Here is a 17,138-nt window from a genome sequence, read left to right as displayed (position 1 = left end):
TACCGTTCTGCGAGAGGCTGTGGGGGAAGCTCCCACGGTCTACTCACCATCAGATGCACTGGCGATTAGACGTAGGTTTTAAAGAAGATGAATGTCGGATACGCTGAGAGCAAGCTGGTGAGAACTTAGCTGTGATAAGGCATATTGCTTTAAAACTGCTGACGGAAGAAACCAGCTTCAAAGCAGGGATAAAAAGAAAAAAGCGAACCGTAACAACAGCTACCTTTCGCAAGTCCTTGCAGGGCAAGGGGCTTCGTAATCTTGCCCTGATACTATTCGCGTATTTTTGTTATTATTTTCTGCTAAAATTGTATATATTTGATAATAACGAGGTTGGAAGTAAACGTATGGATGCTCGCGCAAGGAAGTAAAAAAATGTTGACGGATTCTTAGTTAGCTTTAAATCGTACATCAAATGCATTATTCTTAATTCACTTTTCGCATAGTCTATTCCTCTACGCCTTTCTAACATACCATTTCCTACTCTTGCACTAACCAACGTTTCCTTTAAATTGTGTAATTTGTAACCTTTAGCTTGGATTCGAATCCATAAATAATAATCTTCCATAAAATGAAGGTGTTGATAACTACCAACATCGATTATTGCTGTTTTTCTGAATATTACAGCCATATGATTCATAGGATTACGTCTAAGAGAGTAAGCTTCAATATTTTCTGATTTAGGCACAGCTCTAATTCTAGAAGGTAAATTTGGGTCTGTTTCAAATTCGTTTATGTCGCAACTTAAGGCGGCGATATTTTTATTTAAATCCATATAAGTGATCTGTTTATCGAATCGATCTAAGTGGTTAATATCATCGGTATCAACCCTCGCTACCAAATCATAGCTGCATTTTTTTAACCCTGCGTTTAAAGCTTCTCCTAAGCCTACATTGCTAGGTAAAATAACTTCTTTGATAGGAAGCTTTTTTTTCCATTTATCTAACGTTTCGTATAGAGCATCAGTTAAAGGGCCATCATGAACTACAACTACTTCGTTGGCTTCAAGTGTTTGCCAAGCTAAGCTCTCGAAGCATTGCTCTAGATAAGCGGGCTCTTCTTTAAAGTATAGAGAGCATAATACGGAGAATTTTGAACTCACTTCTATCTCCCCATACCAAAAACAACGGTCTTAACAGTTAAGAATAGAATCTTCAATTCCATACGCCAGTTCTGGTGCTTAATGTAGTAAATATCAAATTTATGCTTCCAAACTGCGTCTTCAACAGAGGCGCCGTATGGGTACTTAACTTGAGCTAACCCAGTGACTCCAGGTTTTACTGCGTGGCGAAAACGGTAGTATGGGATCTCTTTTTCTAGATCCTCAATAAACACCTCACGTTCAGGACGTGGGCCTACCATCGACATCTCACCTTTATATACGTTGATTAACTGTGGCAGTTCATCAATACGTGTCTTACGAATAAAGTTACCGACTTTAGTTACTCTAGCATCATTCTTCGTTGCCCACTGAGCACCATTCTTTTCTGCATCGTTACGCATTGAACGGAATTTGATAACTTCAAACTCTTGATTGTATTGGCCAGTACGTCGTTGTTTAAAAAAGATAGGGCCTGGTGATTCAAGTTTGATTAATGCAGCGGTTAAAAGCCCGATAGGGATGGCAATTAAGCCAATCATAAAAACAAACAATAAGTCTATGAAGCGTTTTTCATTTTCGTTTTTCTTGTTGGAAAGAATTGAAAAGGCTTTTTGGTGTAGAAAGTACCCGCTGTGGAGCAGTTCCGTTTCAGTATAGCCAAGCGTTCTATCAAAGTAGCTCACTAGTGGCTCAACCCACGCACCAAGTTCTGTAGCACCAATTAAAAATGTACGATGCTCTTCAGTAAGCTCTACACTTTTAAAGTGACATAACGTTTCACCTTTAAAGTCCCTGATTGTGTAGTTATTGATATCGTAGTCTAGGTCATGTCTAGATAAAACAGAGTTTAATGTTTCAATACATTGCTCAGGACAGTAGATATGTATGATTTTCGTCGTGGGCTTATCGATTGGCACTCTACTTTTTTCATCTGTACTAACACTTTGAGTCTCAGCATCTAGAGCTTGTCTGTTTAACACTGTTGTTTTCATGTTCTAGCCATTTATAAATGAGTTAATACGTAAATTTGACGTTTTGTATCAAGATTATATTCGATTTCCTATTACGAATAAACACACATATTTATTTGCACTGTTGGGGAGCATTTTCAATTGACGTGTAATATAAACCAAGTCAGTTACTAAAAGATTAATAAGCATGATAAAAATGCCTTTTCCCTGCGGCTGGTTACGGAACTCGCTTCCTTCCTGCTACCAAATCTATGCCAAAAGAAATGATGCCAGTGGTGAACAAACCGCTCATTGAGTACGGAGTAGAAGAAGCGATCCAAGCCGGTATGAGTGATATGTGCATCGTAACGGGTCGTGGTAAACACTCGTTGATGGACCACTTTGATAAGAATTACGAACTTGAACACCAAATCATGGGTACCAGTAAAGAGTCTTTGTTGGATGATATTCGTGGCTTGATTGACTCTGCAAGCTACACCTATATTCGCCAGCGTGAGATGAAAGGCTTAGGTCACGCTATTTTGACGGGTCGTGAACTTGTGGGTGATGAACCATTTGCAGTAGTATTGGCTGATGATTTGTGTGTTAACGAACAGCAGGGCGTTTTGGCGCAAATGGTCGAATTGTACAAGCAGTTCCGCTGCTCAATTGTCGCAGTGCAAGAAGTACCAGAATCAGAAACGCACAAATATGGCGTGATTTCCGGAGAGATGATTAAAGATGATATCTTCCGTATCGATGATATGGTCGAAAAACCTGAACCTGGCACTGCACCAAGTAATTTGGCGATCATTGGTCGTTATATCCTTACCCCTGATATCTTTGAGCTGATTGAACAAACAGAGCCGGGTAAAGGTGGTGAAATCCAAATTACCGATGCATTACTAAAACAAGCAAAATCAGGCTGTGTTATTGCGTATAAGTTTAAAGGTCAACGTTTTGATTGTGGTAGCGTAGAAGGGTATATCGAAGCAACTAACCATTGTTTTGAAACCTTCTATAAGAAAGCGCCAAGTGCAGAACTAGCTAAAAAGCCAACCGTGAAAGTGATTGAAGAAACAGAAACGGCTTAGTGGTTTTTTGGATTGAAATAAGAAGGGCTAGTTACTTTTGTATCTAGTCCTTTTTTGATTGTACGTACTTACTTAATGTGAAAATAACTACAATTAAAATTATTGATAATTACCGGCATAAAAGTGACGTCTGAGTTGTTAAAGCGACTTGAACCTCACGTATATCTTTAACCTGATGTTTAAGCATAAGCATAAGCATAAGCATAAAGGCTTTTAAAAGCATACTGCCGTCGTATACAGTTTGGTTTTTCTCGTCGTGCCTAAATACATTAAAGGGCTTTGACACTAAATTATGTGCGATTGAATGCTTAAAACTTGTTTTATCATCGGCAGGCTTCGCGGTGAAAAGTGATAAAAGGATAGGAAACGAACATGAAAATCTTAGTGACTGGTGGTACCGGTTATATTGGCAGTCATACTTGCATTCAAATGATTGAGGCAGGTATCACGCCCATTATTTTGGATAATCTCTACAACAGCAAAGAGATTGTGTTAGATCGTGTAAAACACGTCTCAGGTGTTAAACCCGCCTTCTATCAGGGTGACATTCGTGACTCGGCCATTCTTCAAACTATTTTTGCTGAGCATGACATCGCGGGTGTCATTCACTTTGCAGGCCTTAAAGCGGTCGGGGAATCCGTCAAAAAACCGTTAATGTATTACGATAACAACGTCTCGGGGACATTGAACCTGGTGAGTGAGATGGATAAAGTTGGCGTGAAGAGCATTATTTTTAGCTCGTCGGCAACGGTGTATGGTGATCCGGCTTCGGTGCCGATCCGAGAAGATTTCCCAACGTCAGCCACTAACCCTTACGGGCGCAGTAAGCTGATGGTGGAAGAGTGCCTAACGGATTTTCATAAAGCGAACCCAGAATGGAGCATAACGCTCCTTCGTTATTTTAACCCTGTCGGCGCACATGAGTCGGGTTTACTGGGGGAAGATCCTCAAGGCATTCCCAATAATCTGTTGCCATTTGTCGCGCAAGTGGCGGTGGGCCGCCGCGATAAGCTCGGTGTGTTTGGTAATGATTACCCCACGCCAGACGGCACTGGTGTACGCGACTATATCCACGTGGTTGATTTGGCTGAAGGTCATTTAGCTGCGCTAAATAAGGTGGGTAGCCAGCAAGGTTTGCATGTCTTCAACTTAGGAGCAGGTCAAGGTAACAGCGTGCTTGAAATGGTCGCGGCGTTTGAGCAAGCCTCACAACGAGCTGTGCCTTATCTGGTGTTGCCGCGTCGCGCAGGAGATATTGCGGAATGTTGGGCTGATCCAAGTTATGCTAAGCAAGTACTTGGCTGGAAAGCCACGCGATCACTGAAAACGATGGTCGAAGATACATGGCGTTGGCAATCGAAAAATCCTGAAGGATATCAATAATCGATCTTTCGTGGGTATAGATTTACGATCGTGAAAGGGTCGGCTAAAGCCGCCCCTTTTTTGTCTGATGAATCATAGATCATGATGTCTGGAAATTTTTTCGTTACCGTGAGCAATCATGACGTTCAATGCACTTACCAATTAACCAATTAACCAATTAACCACTAACTAATTAACCAGTAGAAATATTTATGTCAATGAATGACACATCGGTTGTCTTCAGCCGCTCTAGATGGCTTTCTCCACGAATGGTCCCGATAACCACCAAGTTGGCTTTATTGTGTGTGTTGGTCGGTATTTTTTATTTATCGCTTACGCCGAATTACTCCGCCACAGTGATGAGCTTTGAGGGCGCTGATAAAATCAAACATGCGTTTGCGTATTGTGTATTAGGGCTTACGACTTTCGTTGCGCTTCCTCAGCGTTATTTTGTCATGACGTTAACTGGCTTTTGGGTCATGAGTGGGGGCATTGAATTATTGCAAGGTACCCAAGTAGAGCGTCATGCGTCTTTTTACGATTGGCTTGCTAATCTCACGGGGTTAGGGCTCGCGTATGGGGTGTCTTTGGTGTACAAAAAATATCGCACGGCTTAACGTGTGTTGTGTACCACGCTGATGGGGGAGCTTTATTTTCAAGGAAGCAGTGAACAGTAGGCAGATAATATCTGCGAAAAGTTGTTCATCAAATGACATTTTTTTTCATATCCGATCCGCCTACCTGCGCCCTTTCTTGATCTTCCACTACAGTTTTGACTGTAAACTGTAGTAAAATTACGCTAATTTGTTTTTATACCGATTTATTTTGAATTGAACGAGGTCAGTCCTATGTCAGCTAAGAAGCCAATGGCTCTAGTGATCCTTGACGGTTACGGTTACCGTGAAGACAACCAAGACAACGCTATCGCGAACGCTAAGACTCCAGTTTTAGACGGTCTTATTGCTAACCAACCTAACACGCTAATCTCGGCTTCTGGCTTAGATGTAGGCCTACCTGATGGCCAAATGGGTAACTCTGAAGTGGGTCACACCAACATCGGTGCGGGTCGCGTGGTATACCAAGATCTTACTCGTATTACTAAGTCAATTTCAGATGGCGAGTTTGGCCAAACTGAAACGCTAGTGAATGCTATCGACAAAGCGGTGAAAGCAGACAAAGCGGTTCATATCATGGGTCTTATGTCTCCAGGTGGCGTTCACTCTCATGAAGATCACATCTATGCAGCTGTTGAAATGGCAGCAGAGCGTGGCGCAGAGAAAATCTACCTGCACGCATTCCTAGACGGTCGTGATACGCCGCCACGTAGCGCAGGAAACACACTAGCACGCTTCCAAGAACTGTTCGCTAAGCTAGGCAAAGGCCGTGTTGCTTCGCTTATTGGTCGTTACTACGCAATGGACCGTGATAACAACTGGGATCGCGTTCAAGAATCGTACGACCTGCTGACTCAAGCAAAAGCAGAATTCACATTCGACACTGCAGTAGCAGGCCTAGAAGCGGCTTACGCTCGTGATGAAAACGATGAGTTCGTTAAAGCGACTGAAATCAAAGCAGAAGGCGAAGAGTCTGTCGCTATCGTTGATGGCGATGCAGTTATCTTCATGAACTACCGTGCCGACCGTGCGCGTGAAATCACACGTGCATTCGTGCCTGATTTCGACGGCTTTGCTCGTAACGTATTCCCAGCGATCGATTTCGTGATGCTGACTCAATACGCAGCAGACATTCCACTGCTATGTGCATTCCCACCGGCTTCTCTAGAGAACACTTACGGTGAGTGGCTATCGAAAGAAGGCAAAACGCAGCTACGTATCTCTGAAACAGAGAAATACGCGCACGTGACGTTCTTCTTCAATGGTGGTAAAGAAGACGAGTTCGAAGGCGAAGAGCGTCAACTTGTTGCTTCTCCAAAAGTAGCAACGTACGACCTACAGCCAGAAATGAGCGCACCAGAGCTAACTGAAAAGCTTGTTGCCGCAATCAAAGGCGGCAAATACGACGCTATCGTTTGTAACTTCCCTAACTGTGACATGGTTGGCCACACTGGCGTTTACGATGCAGCAGTTAAAGCGGTAGAGTCGCTAGACGAATGTCTTGGCAAAGTGGTTGAAGCAATCAAAGAAGCCGATGGCCAGCTGCTAATCACAGCGGATCACGGTAACGCGGAAATGATGGTAAACCCAGAAACGGGCGGCATCCACACGGCGCACACTAACCTACCAGTTCCACTTATCTACGTAGGCAGTAAAGACGTTGAGTTCAAAGAAGGCGGCAAGCTGTCTGACTTAGCACCAACGATGCTTTCTCTATCTGGTATCGCAATCCCAGCTGAAATGTCAGGTGACGTGATCGTTAAGTAATCATTTAACTTTCATCGAATACTAGAACGGCTGCACGCGAGTGTGGCCGTTTTTTTGTATCTGGAATTTGAGCATAGATACGGGATGCGAGTAAACGAGATTCGAAGAGCTTAAGAGCAGATGGGTGGTATGGGTAAACGAGATTCGAAGAGCTTAAGGCAGGTATTGGGTGAGAAAAACATGCAGGATACAGGTAGGGGAGAACAGAAGGACACGACCTTAAACAAAAGACGAAAAGAACGGCCTTGATATATATCGAAAGAGTGACATTTCTTGAATGATTAGGTAGCTTAAGGCTCATACTATACTTGTCTTTTACCTTATCCCTAGGCTGTTTATATGAACTCAAACCCAGACCGTTGGAAGCAACGACTGCAAAACTTAATGAAAGCGCAGCAAAGGCTTGAGAGAGCGTGCTCACAAGATAGCTACAATGAGTTAGAGCTCGCTGGGTTAGTGCAAACTTTTGAATTTTCTTTCGAACTTACATGGAAGACCCTTAAAGACTTACTTGAGTTTGAAGGGTTTGATGTGGCTTCGCCGAGGAGCGTTTTTCGTACAGCCTTAGAAGCTAAGCACCTATCTTCGGAGCAGTGTGAGATCATGCTTGAAGCACTCATAAAACGAAATTTATTGTCCCACACCTATGATGAGGAAAATGTCCTTGAAGCTCAGTCACTGATCTTAGAGTCATTTTCACCAGTGATAGGGCAAGTCACACTCTATTTAAAGCTTAAATGTGATCAAGAGGGTCAATGCGAACAAGAGGTTAAATGTGATCGATAGTTATTTGGTTAGCCCAGGCTCTGTCGGCCTTAAGCCTCATCAATATCAGCTGATTGAGGATGTTGTTTTGAACCATGCTTCAGTCATTCATGCCTGGGTGTTTGGTTCTAGAGCCCTTGGAACTTATAAAGATAACTCTGACATCGATATTGTTATCGAGGGGGACGGTATTTCGTTAAGTGTCGTCGCAGGCTTGCAAGATCGTTTAGAACAATCGTCACTTCCATTCAAGGTTGACTTGCTCGTTAAGCATAGAATTACATCGAATGAGCTACTTGCCCATATTGACACCTATGGGATTAAACTCAAATAATCGAGCGTATTTTTATTAGCGTATCGATGATGTTGATTATTGAACCGATTGTTTACGCTTTGCCAGTTTATCTCGAACCTGAGTACCTGAATTGACTCGGCCATGTTTTTCATCATCAATAGAAAACGATAATAGTTTCATTAGCGCTATAGCTTCTTCTCTATGCTTTCTATCGTCATAAGATTCAATCGTATAAGCGGGCTTACCATTTTGAGTAATGGTCATAGGTTCAGATAAATCGAGGTTGGCTGCGTGCTTTTTTAAGTAACCTATCGTTTCAGTGGACATTATCATTACCTCTTCATATGAAATTTTAAATATAGACTATATGTTGTCTGGTGATAATGGCGCTTCTTGATGGCGAAACGTTTATATTTTTGCTCTAGTGAGACAAATTATTGCGTTTTATCTATAACCGAACGTTCAAAATCCAACAACCACTCTTTGCGGTTCATACCACCGGTGTAGCCCGTTAATGTGCCATTTGCACCGATGACTCTATGGCAGGGAACAACAAGACTAAATGGATTCTTGCCATTTGCGCCACCCACTGCTCTTACGGCTTTTGGGTTGTCCATTCTCTTTGCTTGCTCACCGTAACTGATGGTTTCGCCATAAGGAATGGTCGTTAAAGCTACCCAAGCTTTGAGCTGAAAATCAGTACCTTGTGGCTTTAAAGGCAAATCAAAGTTTGTACGTTTTCCGGCAAAGTATTCATCTAACTGTTTCGTCGCCAGTTGGCAAAGGTCATCTGGATTGCTAGTCATTAGCTCTTCATGATTTACATGGTCAATTTCAATAAGCGACACACCATTACTCACAATGATCATCTTGCCTATCGGTGCGTCATAAAGCATTTTGTAAATAGTGTCTTCCATGTCATCTTCCTTTTTTTAGTTTTTTCTGCTCTCAAGCTCTTCGAATCTCGCTTACCCGAATCTCGCATCTGCTCTTAAGTTGCTTGAAGTTTGATTCATGATGCGCAACGCGCTACACTCTCTGTATGATTAAAACATTCAAGCATAAAGGCCTCAAAAAGTTTTTTGAGACTGGCAGTAAAGCCGGTATTCAAGCTAAGCATGAGCGTAAGCTTAGGATGCAGTTGGCAGCTATAGATACTGCAACCATTATTGATGATGTTGATCTACCTGGCTTTAAGCTTCACCCATTAAAAGGGGATAGAGATGGTATTTGGTCAATCACAGTAAATGGTAATTGGCGTATTACTTTCGAATTTATTGATGGTAATGCCTATATTTTAAATTATGAGGATTATCACTAATGAGTATGCACAACCCTCCTCACCCAGGTGAGTTTATTTATGACCTATATATGGAACCGTTTGGTTATAGCTGTCGCTTTGTGGCAAAGCAGCTTGATGTATCACCTTCTACGCTGAATCGTGTTCTTAAAGGCCAAAGTGCAGTTTCTCCTGAAATGGCTTTACGTCTTTCTAAGTCACTGGGTAGAACCCCGGAGAGTTGGTTAACAATGCAGGATCACTATGATCTGTGGCAAGCAAAACAGAACGTTAATCTAGCGAAGGTAAATACGATCAACTTTGCTCTAGCGACATAAATATAACGAAGATGGACTAAGCGCTGCGCAGTCAGCGTTTGTCTTTCAGTTTTTGGTTTGTACTATCCCTCTTCGTATCCCGCATCTGCTTTAGCTCTCACACGAAGTGCAAAACAATACCCTGAAATACCGCCGACAATGTTCCCCAAGGCTAAGCCTATAAACAGTCCTTCGGCACCATCAATTTGGCTGCCTATCCAAGCGAATGGCAAGGTAAAGACAAACAAACGCATGAAGCTCCATTGAAAGGCTTTGAGTGGTTGATGCATGGCATTCATCCCGCTGATCAGCATCATCACAATGCCTTGGAATCCATAGCTAAAGGGAACGACTAACAGGTAATGCCACAATATGCCTCGGACGGATTCTTCTTGAGAGAACAGGGCAGCCAAAGGAATGCTCAGTGGCACCATCATCAAGAAAATCAAACCTTGGAACATCACAGCAAAACGCATACTCAGAAATAGTGCTTTAAAGCTGCGTTGAGGGTTGTTTGCACCAAAGTTCTGCGCCATAAAAGGCGTAAGGGCAGAGGTCAGAGACATCAACACAATGATAAGAATGGATTCAATACGCTGGGCAGCGCCATAAGCAGCAACGGCTTCAGTTCCTTGTTTGGCCAACATCATCATAATAATGGCGCCGGCTAATGGATTGAGCGCGTTAGACAAAGCCGCTGGGGTGCCTATTTTTAGAATCTGTCGCCAGTCACTGACGATGCTTGTCAGCTTAGGAGGCGCAAGCAGTTTTTCTCGCACCATCAGTACGTACAGTGAGCCACACAAAGCGCCAAACCAACTGAAACCACTGGCAATCGCAGCGCCTTGAATCCCCAGTTCAGGGAAAGGCCCATACCCGAAGATAAGTAGCGGATCTAAAACGCCATTGATAAGCCCAGCCAGTAGCATGATCTTGGCGGGCGTTTTTGTATCACCGGTCGCTCGAATCGCGCTGTTGCCTGCCATGGGAATAACAAGCAACGGTATCGCTAAGTACCAGACCGACATGTATTCGGATATCAGTGGCAGTAACTCAGGCTCTGCTCCTAACAGGGTAAACATAGGCTCTAGTGTTACTAGCCCCAGAGTTGATGCAAAACCAACAAGAAGCACCGCAAGTAATAAACCGTGACAAGTAAAGCGTGCTGCATTTTGTGCGCTGCCTTGGCCAAGCAATCGACCGATACATGTCGATAAGCCAATACCAATCCCCATGGTGATGCAGTTGATGGCAAAGGTGACAGGGAAGGTAAAGCTCACCGCAGCAAGGGCTTGCGTGCCCAGCAATGAGATAAAGAAGGTATCGACGAGATTAAACATCAAGATCGCCACCATACCGAATATGGTCGGTATGGTCATGGTACGCAATGTACTCTCAATTGGGGCAGTTAATAGCCCGTGCTTATCTTGCATGTAAAGCGCCGATAGAATCTAAAAGCGTAGGATAAACAGATGCGGGCGGGAAGGGAAGAAAAGCAGATACGGGATGTGAAAGAGCAGATACTAGTAAACGAGATTCGGGATGCGAAAAGATTGAAGAGCAGATACAAAGAGCTAGATGAGGGTAACGGGATGCGAGATACGAAAAGCAAAAACAAAGAAGGCGATTCTCTTGTCTTCCTCTCTTCGCTACTCGTTAACTCGCATCTGCTCTTATCTTTAAGCTCTTCGCATCTCGTTTACTCGCATCCCGAATCTGCTCTTTCGATCACAATTTTTATCTTTTCCCCCTTGGGTTCTTCCACATCGCCCCAACATATTGGGTAACCCCATGCCAATCGTGGCAACTATCAAATTAAATGGAAATTATCAGGAGATCTGACCGATGAATATCCGTCCTCTACACGACCGAGTTATCGTTGAGCGCCAAGAAGTTGAATCTAAATCTGCTGGTGGCATCGTTCTAACTGGTTCTGCCGCTGAAAAATCAACTCGCGGTACAATTCTAGCTGTTGGCAAAGGCCGCATTCTAGAAAACGGTTCAGTACAACCATTGGACGTTAAAGTTGGCGACACTGTTATCTTTGCTGAAGGCTACGGTACTAAATCTGAAAAAATCGACGGCAAAGAAGTTCTGATCATGTCTGAAAACGACATCATGGCGATCGTTGAGTAATCCACACTCCGACCATAATCAGATAGCTTTCATATTCGATAGAATCTAAACGTCATTCCCTACAGCGAGGTACGAGCGTGATAGGGAATCTGAAACAGATAATGATGAAGAGAATACTGAATTTTCTCATTGTTACTTCTCAGAACGATGAAAATGAAAGCCAACAACAAACAAGAATTTAAAGGAAATAAAGATGGCTGCTAAAGACGTTAAATTTGGTAACGACGCACGTATTAAAATGCTAGAAGGTGTAAACGTTCTGGCTGACGCGGTAAAAGTAACGCTAGGTCCTAAAGGCCGTAACGTTGTTCTAGACAAATCATTTGGCGCACCAACGATCACTAAAGATGGTGTTTCAGTTGCACGTGAAATCGAACTTGAAGACAAGTTCCAAAACATGGGCGCACAAATGGTTAAAGAAGTGGCTTCGCAAGCGAATGACGCGGCGGGCGACGGTACTACTACAGCAACCGTTCTTGCTCAAGCAATCATCACTGAAGGCCTAAAAGCCGTTGCTGCTGGCATGAACCCAATGGATCTTAAGCGCGGCATCGACAAAGCGGTTATCGCAGCGGTTGAAGAGCTAAAAGGCCTTTCGGTTCCATGTGCAGATACAAAAGCTATCGCACAAGTAGGTACTATCTCTGCAAACTCTGACGCAACAGTTGGTAACATCATTGCTGAAGCGATGGAGAAAGTAGGTCGTGATGGCGTTATCACCGTTGAAGAAGGTCAGGCTCTGCAAGACGAGCTAGACGTAGTAGAAGGTATGCAGTTCGACCGCGGTTACCTATCTCCTTACTTCATCAACAACCAAGAAGCGGGTTCTGTTGATCTAGAAAGCCCATTCATCCTTCTAATCGACAAGAAAGTTTCAAACATCCGTGAACTTCTTCCGACTCTAGAAGCAGTTGCTAAGGCATCTCGTCCACTTCTAATCATCGCTGAAGATGTAGAAGGCGAAGCGCTAGCAACTCTAGTTGTGAACAACATGCGTGGCATCGTGAAAGTGGCTGCTGTTAAAGCACCTGGTTTCGGTGACCGTCGTAAAGCAATGCTTCAAGACATCGCTATCCTAACGGGCGGTACGGTTATCTCTGAAGAGATCGGCCTAGACCTTGAGAAAGTAACGCTAGAAGACCTAGGTCAAGCTAAGCGTATTACTATCACTAAAGAAAACTCGACTATCATCGATGGTGCGGGCGACGAAGTGATGATCCAAGGTCGTGTTTCTCAAATTCGTCAACAAATCGAAGATGCAACGTCTGACTACGATAAAGAAAAACTTCAAGAGCGAGTAGCTAAGCTAGCTGGCGGTGTTGCAGTAATCAAAGTAGGCGCTGCGACTGAAGTTGAGATGAAAGAGAAGAAAGACCGCGTTGAAGATGCACTTCACGCGACTCGCGCTGCAGTTGAAGAGGGTGTGGTTGCTGGTGGTGGTGTTGCACTTATCCGCGCTGCATCTAAAGTTGCTGGCCTTGAAGGCGACAACGAAGAGCAAAACGTAGGTATCCGTGTTGCACTGCGTGCAATGGAAGCTCCGATTCGTCAAATCACTAAGAACGCTGGTGATGAAGAATCAGTAGTTGCTAACAACGTTCGTGCTGGCGAAGGTAACTACGGTTACAACGCGGCTACTGGCGAATACGGCGACATGATTGCTATGGGTATCCTAGATCCAACTAAGGTAACTCGCAGCGCACTTCAGTTCGCAGCATCAGTTGCCGGTCTTATGATCACAACAGAAGCGATGGTGACAGACAAGCCTCAAGATTCAGCGCCTGCAATGCCTGATATGGGCGGCATGGGCGGTATGGGTGGCATGGGCGGCATGATGTAATCATCCCTCGCTATCCATAGTGAAATTGAAAACGGAGACTTCGGTCTCCGTTTTTGTTTTTCGCATCTCGTATATTCGAATCCCGTATCTGTATTTCAGCTTCACCATCACTCTTTTTTTCCAAAGCTCCTTGGTCAGCCTGCCTTGTGCGTAAACTGTTGTTCATCAATTTTTTGCAGCATCATGTCACGCTTAAATGGTTTTGGAAGATAATCGTTCATTCCACACTCGAAGCAATGTTTAATATCATCATCGAGCACGGATGCCGTTAAAGCGAGGATATGTGTTGCCTGAAGTTGCAGGTTTTCTTCATAGCGCCTGATTCGCTCTGTTGCCTCAAAGCCATCTACATTCGGCATCATGCAGTCCATCAAGATAAGGCCGATGTCTTGATGATGCTCTTTATATAAATCAATCGCTTCTTGTCCATCATTGGCAACCCAATATTCAATCCCTAACTTATCTAAATTGATACATACCACCTTCTGGTTTACGCGGTTATCTTCAACTACGAGGACTTTTTGACGTACAGTCGCTTCTATCGGCTCTGGTTGATGTTGAGGGGGGTGTGGCTGTGACCTTTCAAGCACGGAGTTCAACATGCTACTTAAGCGGGAACCGAGCATAGGAAGAGTCACATAGCCTGAGATAAAATGACACTCACTCATAGGATCACTAAGATTATCTTTCACTATGATGATTTTCACCTCTGGTGCTAAGCGATGCAGTGTTTTGGCTTGGTTAATATCTTCCATCAAAGCGATCTCTGGGAGGTCAGTTGCCACCAAGTTTGTTTCGATTGATTTTAGTTGTGGTGAGTAACCAAGGCGGAACAAGTCATCGAGTAAAAGTTTCGATGGCGCATCTGAATAATAGACAACGGTTTGTTTACGATTTTTATGTTCAGAATGATCTGATGGCACTACGGTTAATTGGAAATGAAAGCAACTGCCCACGTCTTTCTCTGACTCAACGCTTATCGAGCCTCCCATCATTTCCACCATACGTGACGAAATACTAAGCCCTAATCCGGTCCCCGCAATATTGGAGGTGATGTTGGTATCTTCTTGGCAAAACGCTTTGAAAATGTGCTCTTGTTGGTCTGCTGCGATACCAATACCTGTATCTCGAACAGAAAACTCGACCACACACTCTGTTTCCAATGATGGAAGCCGTTTAGCGGTGAATACGATAGAGCCTTGTTCTGTAAATTTGATCGCATTTGAGGCTAAATTCATCAACACTTGGCGAATCTTATTCCCATCAACATGAATGTACTCTGGGAGCTCGCCATCAATTTCAACTTCCAACTTAATCTGCTTTTGATAAGCTTTAGAAGAAATCAGAGTCACGCTATCAAACAGCAGCTCTCTTAAGTCTGTCGTATGTGGATTAATTTCCAGTTTACCCGATTCAATTTTGGACAGATCGAGAACATCGTTGATCAACATAAGTAAGGTTTGAGAAGAGGTATAGATAGTCCCAAGGCAGTCTTTCTGTTCTGCGGATAGTTTGGTTTCTGCCAGTATTTCTGACATACCAATCACGCCATTAAGCGGTGTCCGTATCTCATGAGACATATTGGCAAGAAAGGCACTTTTTGCACGGTTTGCTTGTCGTGCTTTCTCTTGTGAAACAATCAATTGAGTTTCAAGTTGACTGGCACGCCACACAACATAAAGCAGCACCAGTAACGTCACCCCTCCTAATGCGGCTGTCGATAAGTAGCTGTACAACTTTATCTGCGTCAGGCTCTCTGCGATCTGCTTGGGTGTTTCGGTGAAAAGTAAGTTGAGCTCATCTTCAACATGATAAATACTGCTGGTGAGTTCTCCTTTGAGGCCGCTATCAGAGCTGTACCCGACACTCTTTAACCCTCGCTGCAATCGCCAAAAGTGGCGTTTAAAATTATTAAACGAAGCTAATGCACTGATCGTTGGGGAATTCTGTTCTATTTCATCTTGGATTTTGAACAATGAATCGACAATCTTATCTAATGTTGTCTGATCAAAATCGGTAAAGAACTGATACATGAGATCTTGTGTTTCTAAAGTCAATTCTTCAAGCTGCACATTATTGGATTCATGTACGAAGCGCTCAAGTATCAACGCTGCATTTTTTAGTTTCTCAATGAGCCCAATTTGGTCCCTCTTGCCATGTATGCTGACTAACTCAAGGGCTAATAATGTAAAGGCGGTGTGGTACTCGTCGAGATACTCGACAACTTTGGCATAATTAAAAGAAATATTGAGGTCGCTTCGTACGATTTTCCCATCGATCTCAGCCAGCTTTTCGATCAGCTGACTTCGCTTTATATTGAGTTGTTCTTGAATCTCTGGTTGCCTTGTGGAAACAAACTGCTGCTCTTGTCGTCTGACAGAGAGCATAACGCCATAAGCTTCAGAAAGACTGAGCTGGAGATTAATCATGTCCTGCTCTTTGTTCTTCAGAACATGGCTAACATAGATATAAAGGCCTAAAAATAACATGATAGCCAAAAAACCACGCGAAATAATCGCTTTAATGGTCTGTTTATTCGTAGGTTCCTTAACCATGATACTCCCACTGTTTCATATTGTTCTATTCCTATATTAAAATTTAGTTTATTTTCAGAATTTAACGAACATTAGTTTTTGAATACCTGAGGTCTGTTGAGCTTTTATCAATAAATTTTTTAGGATGACATCGCTTTAGATGCGGCAATAAGTGTGTGGGCTATAAGCTTGTGAAACATGCTGATTTTCTCGCCTAGATTTTTGTTTGGAATAATAAGCGTTAGAGCGGAGGTTTCGGTCTCTGTTTTTTTCTCTTCTTCTCTCGTTACTCGCATCCCGTATCTGATCTTCGGCTTTTCCATTGCTCTTTATGATTTAGCGGCTTATATTCAATAGTACAGTTATGACATTGATTTAACATGGGTAGCTGTTGAATAAAGGACAATAAATGCTTGATTAAAAATGGATTAATCAAGTGAACAATAAGTCAGTGGAGATTCCCCAATGAAAAAACTACTTTCAGTACTTGCTGTGTCAGCAGCAGTAATGGCACCGGCAGCATTTGCTTCTTCGCCTGTTATGTTTTCAACGATTAACGGTTTCAACGCACCTGATTCAGATGCGGTTGGCGGTGTGCGTTTGGCTCTGCTTCACGGACAAGTAAACGACCTTAAAGGTGTCGATCTTGCCGTTGTTGGTATGTCTGAGACGCAAACGACCACAGGTGTGAACCTGGGTATTTTTGGTGCATCAAAAGTGAACCAAGAAATGACCGGTGCATCTCTGGGTTTCTTCAACTGGAATACGGGTAAAACAACCGGTGTTAACCTTGGTGCTGTGAACATTACTAATGATGTGAAAGGCGCGAACGTGAGTTTTGTAAACTACTCAGAAGGTAACACTATGGTTGATGTTGGTGCAGCGAACCTTTCAGAAGTGTCTACGGTTCAGGTTGGTATCTTCAACAAAACCAACAAAATCGAAGGCGTACAAGTTGGTCTGATCAACTGTGCTGACAACGGTTTCTTCCCGTGCTTTCCGATTGTAAACTTTGCTAAGTAAGGCTTAGTGTTACTATAGTGATTCATAACGCCTAAGTGCATCTGACTTAGGCGTTATTGC

General features: G+C 43.3%; 16 protein-coding genes and 2 pseudogenes. 12 read left to right on the top strand and 6 right to left on the bottom strand.

What is annotated here, in order from left to right; genetic code table 11:
• Positions 1 to 50 precede the first annotated feature (50 nt).
• Positions 51 to 259 (top strand): annotated as a pseudogene (locus OCV19_RS15055) (transposase); the annotation flags it as partial.
• A gap of 33 nt (positions 260 to 292) precedes the next feature.
• Here the strand turns inward: OCV19_RS15055 and OCV19_RS15050 are convergent.
• Complete coding sequence (locus OCV19_RS15050) at positions 293 to 1,102, bottom strand: glycosyltransferase (protein WP_065677173.1); 810 nt, start codon at positions 1,100 to 1,102, stop codon at positions 293 to 295.
• A gap of 2 nt (positions 1,103 to 1,104) precedes the next feature.
• A complete protein-coding gene (locus OCV19_RS15045) occupies positions 1,105 to 2,094 on the bottom strand; it encodes a sugar transferase (protein WP_065677174.1) in 990 nt (329 codons plus the stop codon).
• A 173-nt stretch (positions 2,095 to 2,267) separates the two neighbouring features.
• On the opposite strand from OCV19_RS15045, the pseudogene galU reads away from it, so the two are divergent.
• The 6 genes and pseudogenes from galU to OCV19_RS15015 form a co-directional block, all read left to right on the top strand.
• A pseudogene (gene galU, locus OCV19_RS15040) lies at positions 2,268 to 3,146 on the top strand (UTP--glucose-1-phosphate uridylyltransferase GalU); the annotation flags it as partial.
• Positions 3,147 to 3,518: 372 nt separating this feature from the next.
• Complete coding sequence (galE, locus tag OCV19_RS15035) at positions 3,519 to 4,529, top strand: UDP-glucose 4-epimerase GalE (protein ID WP_065677175.1); 1,011 nt, start codon at positions 3,519 to 3,521, stop codon at positions 4,527 to 4,529.
• Between the two features lie 191 nt (positions 4,530 to 4,720).
• On the top strand, positions 4,721 to 5,125 hold the full coding sequence (locus OCV19_RS15030) for a VanZ family protein (protein WP_240508223.1): 405 nt from the start codon (positions 4,721 to 4,723) through the stop codon (positions 5,123 to 5,125).
• 231 nt (positions 5,126 to 5,356) lie between these two features.
• On the top strand, positions 5,357 to 6,889 hold the full coding sequence (gene gpmM, locus OCV19_RS15025) for a 2,3-bisphosphoglycerate-independent phosphoglycerate mutase (RefSeq protein WP_065677176.1): 1,533 nt from the start codon (positions 5,357 to 5,359) through the stop codon (positions 6,887 to 6,889).
• Positions 6,890 to 7,228: 339 nt separating this feature from the next.
• A complete protein-coding gene (locus OCV19_RS15020) occupies positions 7,229 to 7,675 on the top strand; it encodes an HI0074 family nucleotidyltransferase substrate-binding subunit (RefSeq protein WP_017093683.1) in 447 nt (148 codons plus the stop codon).
• Entirely contained in the window at positions 7,665 to 7,988 is a 324-nt protein-coding gene (locus OCV19_RS15015) for a nucleotidyltransferase family protein (protein WP_017093684.1), read from the top strand. The genes OCV19_RS15020 and OCV19_RS15015 overlap by 11 nt, the downstream gene beginning before the upstream one ends.
• A 36-nt stretch (positions 7,989 to 8,024) precedes the next feature.
• Here OCV19_RS15015 and OCV19_RS15010 read toward each other — a convergent pair whose 3' ends face one another.
• Positions 8,025 to 8,276, bottom strand: coding sequence for a type II toxin-antitoxin system Phd/YefM family antitoxin (locus OCV19_RS15010; RefSeq protein WP_050652399.1), 252 nt, complete (start codon positions 8,274 to 8,276; stop codon positions 8,025 to 8,027).
• Positions 8,277 to 8,383: 107 nt separating this feature from the next.
• A complete protein-coding gene (locus tag OCV19_RS15005; protein ID WP_065677177.1) occupies positions 8,384 to 8,866 on the bottom strand; it encodes a methylated-DNA--[protein]-cysteine S-methyltransferase in 483 nt (160 codons plus the stop codon).
• A gap of 125 nt (positions 8,867 to 8,991) precedes the next feature.
• Between OCV19_RS15005 and OCV19_RS15000 the strand changes: the two genes are divergently transcribed.
• Positions 8,992 to 9,270, top strand: coding sequence for a type II toxin-antitoxin system RelE/ParE family toxin (locus tag OCV19_RS15000; RefSeq protein WP_017067997.1), 279 nt, complete (start codon positions 8,992 to 8,994; stop codon positions 9,268 to 9,270).
• Entirely contained in the window at positions 9,270 to 9,566 is a 297-nt protein-coding gene (locus OCV19_RS14995) for a HigA family addiction module antitoxin (protein ID WP_017067998.1), read from the top strand. Before OCV19_RS15000 ends, OCV19_RS14995 begins: the two co-directional genes overlap by 1 nt.
• Before the next feature lie 62 nt (positions 9,567 to 9,628).
• Here the strand turns inward: OCV19_RS14995 and OCV19_RS14990 are convergent, their stop codons facing one another.
• Complete coding sequence (locus OCV19_RS14990; protein ID WP_065677178.1) at positions 9,629 to 10,978, bottom strand: MATE family efflux transporter; 1,350 nt, start codon at positions 10,976 to 10,978, stop codon at positions 9,629 to 9,631.
• Positions 10,979 to 11,390: 412 nt separating this feature from the next.
• Here OCV19_RS14990 and OCV19_RS14985 point away from each other — a divergent pair, with 412 nt between their 5' ends.
• Both OCV19_RS14985 and groL read left to right on the top strand, forming a co-directional pair.
• Entirely contained in the window at positions 11,391 to 11,681 is a 291-nt protein-coding gene (locus OCV19_RS14985; protein ID WP_017061289.1) for a co-chaperone GroES, read from the top strand.
• A 193-nt stretch (positions 11,682 to 11,874) separates the two neighbouring features.
• The gene (groL, locus tag OCV19_RS14980) at positions 11,875 to 13,521 is read left to right on the top strand and encodes a chaperonin GroEL (protein WP_065677180.1); all 1,647 of its coding nucleotides are present in this window, start codon (positions 11,875 to 11,877) and stop codon (positions 13,519 to 13,521) included.
• A 134-nt stretch (positions 13,522 to 13,655) separates the two neighbouring features.
• On the opposite strand, the gene OCV19_RS14975 is transcribed toward groL, so the two are convergent.
• Complete coding sequence (locus OCV19_RS14975) at positions 13,656 to 16,076, bottom strand: hybrid sensor histidine kinase/response regulator (protein ID WP_065677181.1); 2,421 nt, start codon at positions 16,074 to 16,076, stop codon at positions 13,656 to 13,658.
• Positions 16,077 to 16,520: 444 nt separating this feature from the next.
• Here OCV19_RS14975 and OCV19_RS14970 point away from each other — a divergent pair, with 444 nt between their 5' ends.
• The gene (locus tag OCV19_RS14970; protein ID WP_017068001.1) at positions 16,521 to 17,078 is read left to right on the top strand and encodes a VC2662 family protein; all 558 of its coding nucleotides are present in this window, start codon (positions 16,521 to 16,523) and stop codon (positions 17,076 to 17,078) included.
• The last annotated feature ends 60 nt before the right edge of the window (positions 17,079 to 17,138 follow it).

Source organism: Vibrio celticus (genome assembly GCF_024347335.1).
In the GTDB taxonomy this organism is placed as follows: Bacteria; Pseudomonadota; Gammaproteobacteria; order Enterobacterales; family Vibrionaceae; genus Vibrio; species Vibrio celticus.
This window is presented reverse-complemented; position numbering and strand designations above follow the sequence as displayed.

Excerpts from the sequence above, each read along its gene's own strand:
- OCV19_RS15045 (WP_065677174.1), bottom strand. The coding sequence starts at position 2,094 with ATGAAAACAACAGTGTTAAACAGACAAGCTCTAGATGCTGAGACTCAA.
- galE (WP_065677175.1), top strand. The coding sequence starts at position 3,519 with ATGAAAATCTTAGTGACTGGTGGTACCGGTTATATTGGCAGTCATACT.
- OCV19_RS15030 (WP_240508223.1), top strand. The coding sequence starts at position 4,721 with ATGTCAATGAATGACACATCGGTTGTCTTCAGCCGCTCTAGATGGCTT.
- gpmM (WP_065677176.1), top strand. The coding sequence starts at position 5,357 with ATGTCAGCTAAGAAGCCAATGGCTCTAGTGATCCTTGACGGTTACGGT.
- OCV19_RS15020 (WP_017093683.1), top strand. The coding sequence starts at position 7,229 with ATGAACTCAAACCCAGACCGTTGGAAGCAACGACTGCAAAACTTAATG.
- OCV19_RS15010 (WP_050652399.1), bottom strand. The coding sequence starts at position 8,276 with ATGTCCACTGAAACGATAGGTTACTTAAAAAAGCACGCAGCCAACCTC.
- OCV19_RS15005 (WP_065677177.1), bottom strand. The coding sequence starts at position 8,866 with ATGGAAGACACTATTTACAAAATGCTTTATGACGCACCGATAGGCAAG.
- OCV19_RS15000 (WP_017067997.1), top strand. The coding sequence starts at position 8,992 with ATGATTAAAACATTCAAGCATAAAGGCCTCAAAAAGTTTTTTGAGACT.
- OCV19_RS14995 (WP_017067998.1), top strand. The coding sequence starts at position 9,270 with ATGAGTATGCACAACCCTCCTCACCCAGGTGAGTTTATTTATGACCTA.
- OCV19_RS14990 (WP_065677178.1), bottom strand. The coding sequence starts at position 10,978 with ATGCAAGATAAGCACGGGCTATTAACTGCCCCAATTGAGAGTACATTG.
- OCV19_RS14985 (WP_017061289.1), top strand. The coding sequence starts at position 11,391 with ATGAATATCCGTCCTCTACACGACCGAGTTATCGTTGAGCGCCAAGAA.
- groL (WP_065677180.1), top strand. The coding sequence starts at position 11,875 with ATGGCTGCTAAAGACGTTAAATTTGGTAACGACGCACGTATTAAAATG.
- OCV19_RS14975 (WP_065677181.1), bottom strand. The coding sequence starts at position 16,076 with ATGGTTAAGGAACCTACGAATAAACAGACCATTAAAGCGATTATTTCG.
- OCV19_RS14970 (WP_017068001.1), top strand. The coding sequence starts at position 16,521 with ATGAAAAAACTACTTTCAGTACTTGCTGTGTCAGCAGCAGTAATGGCA.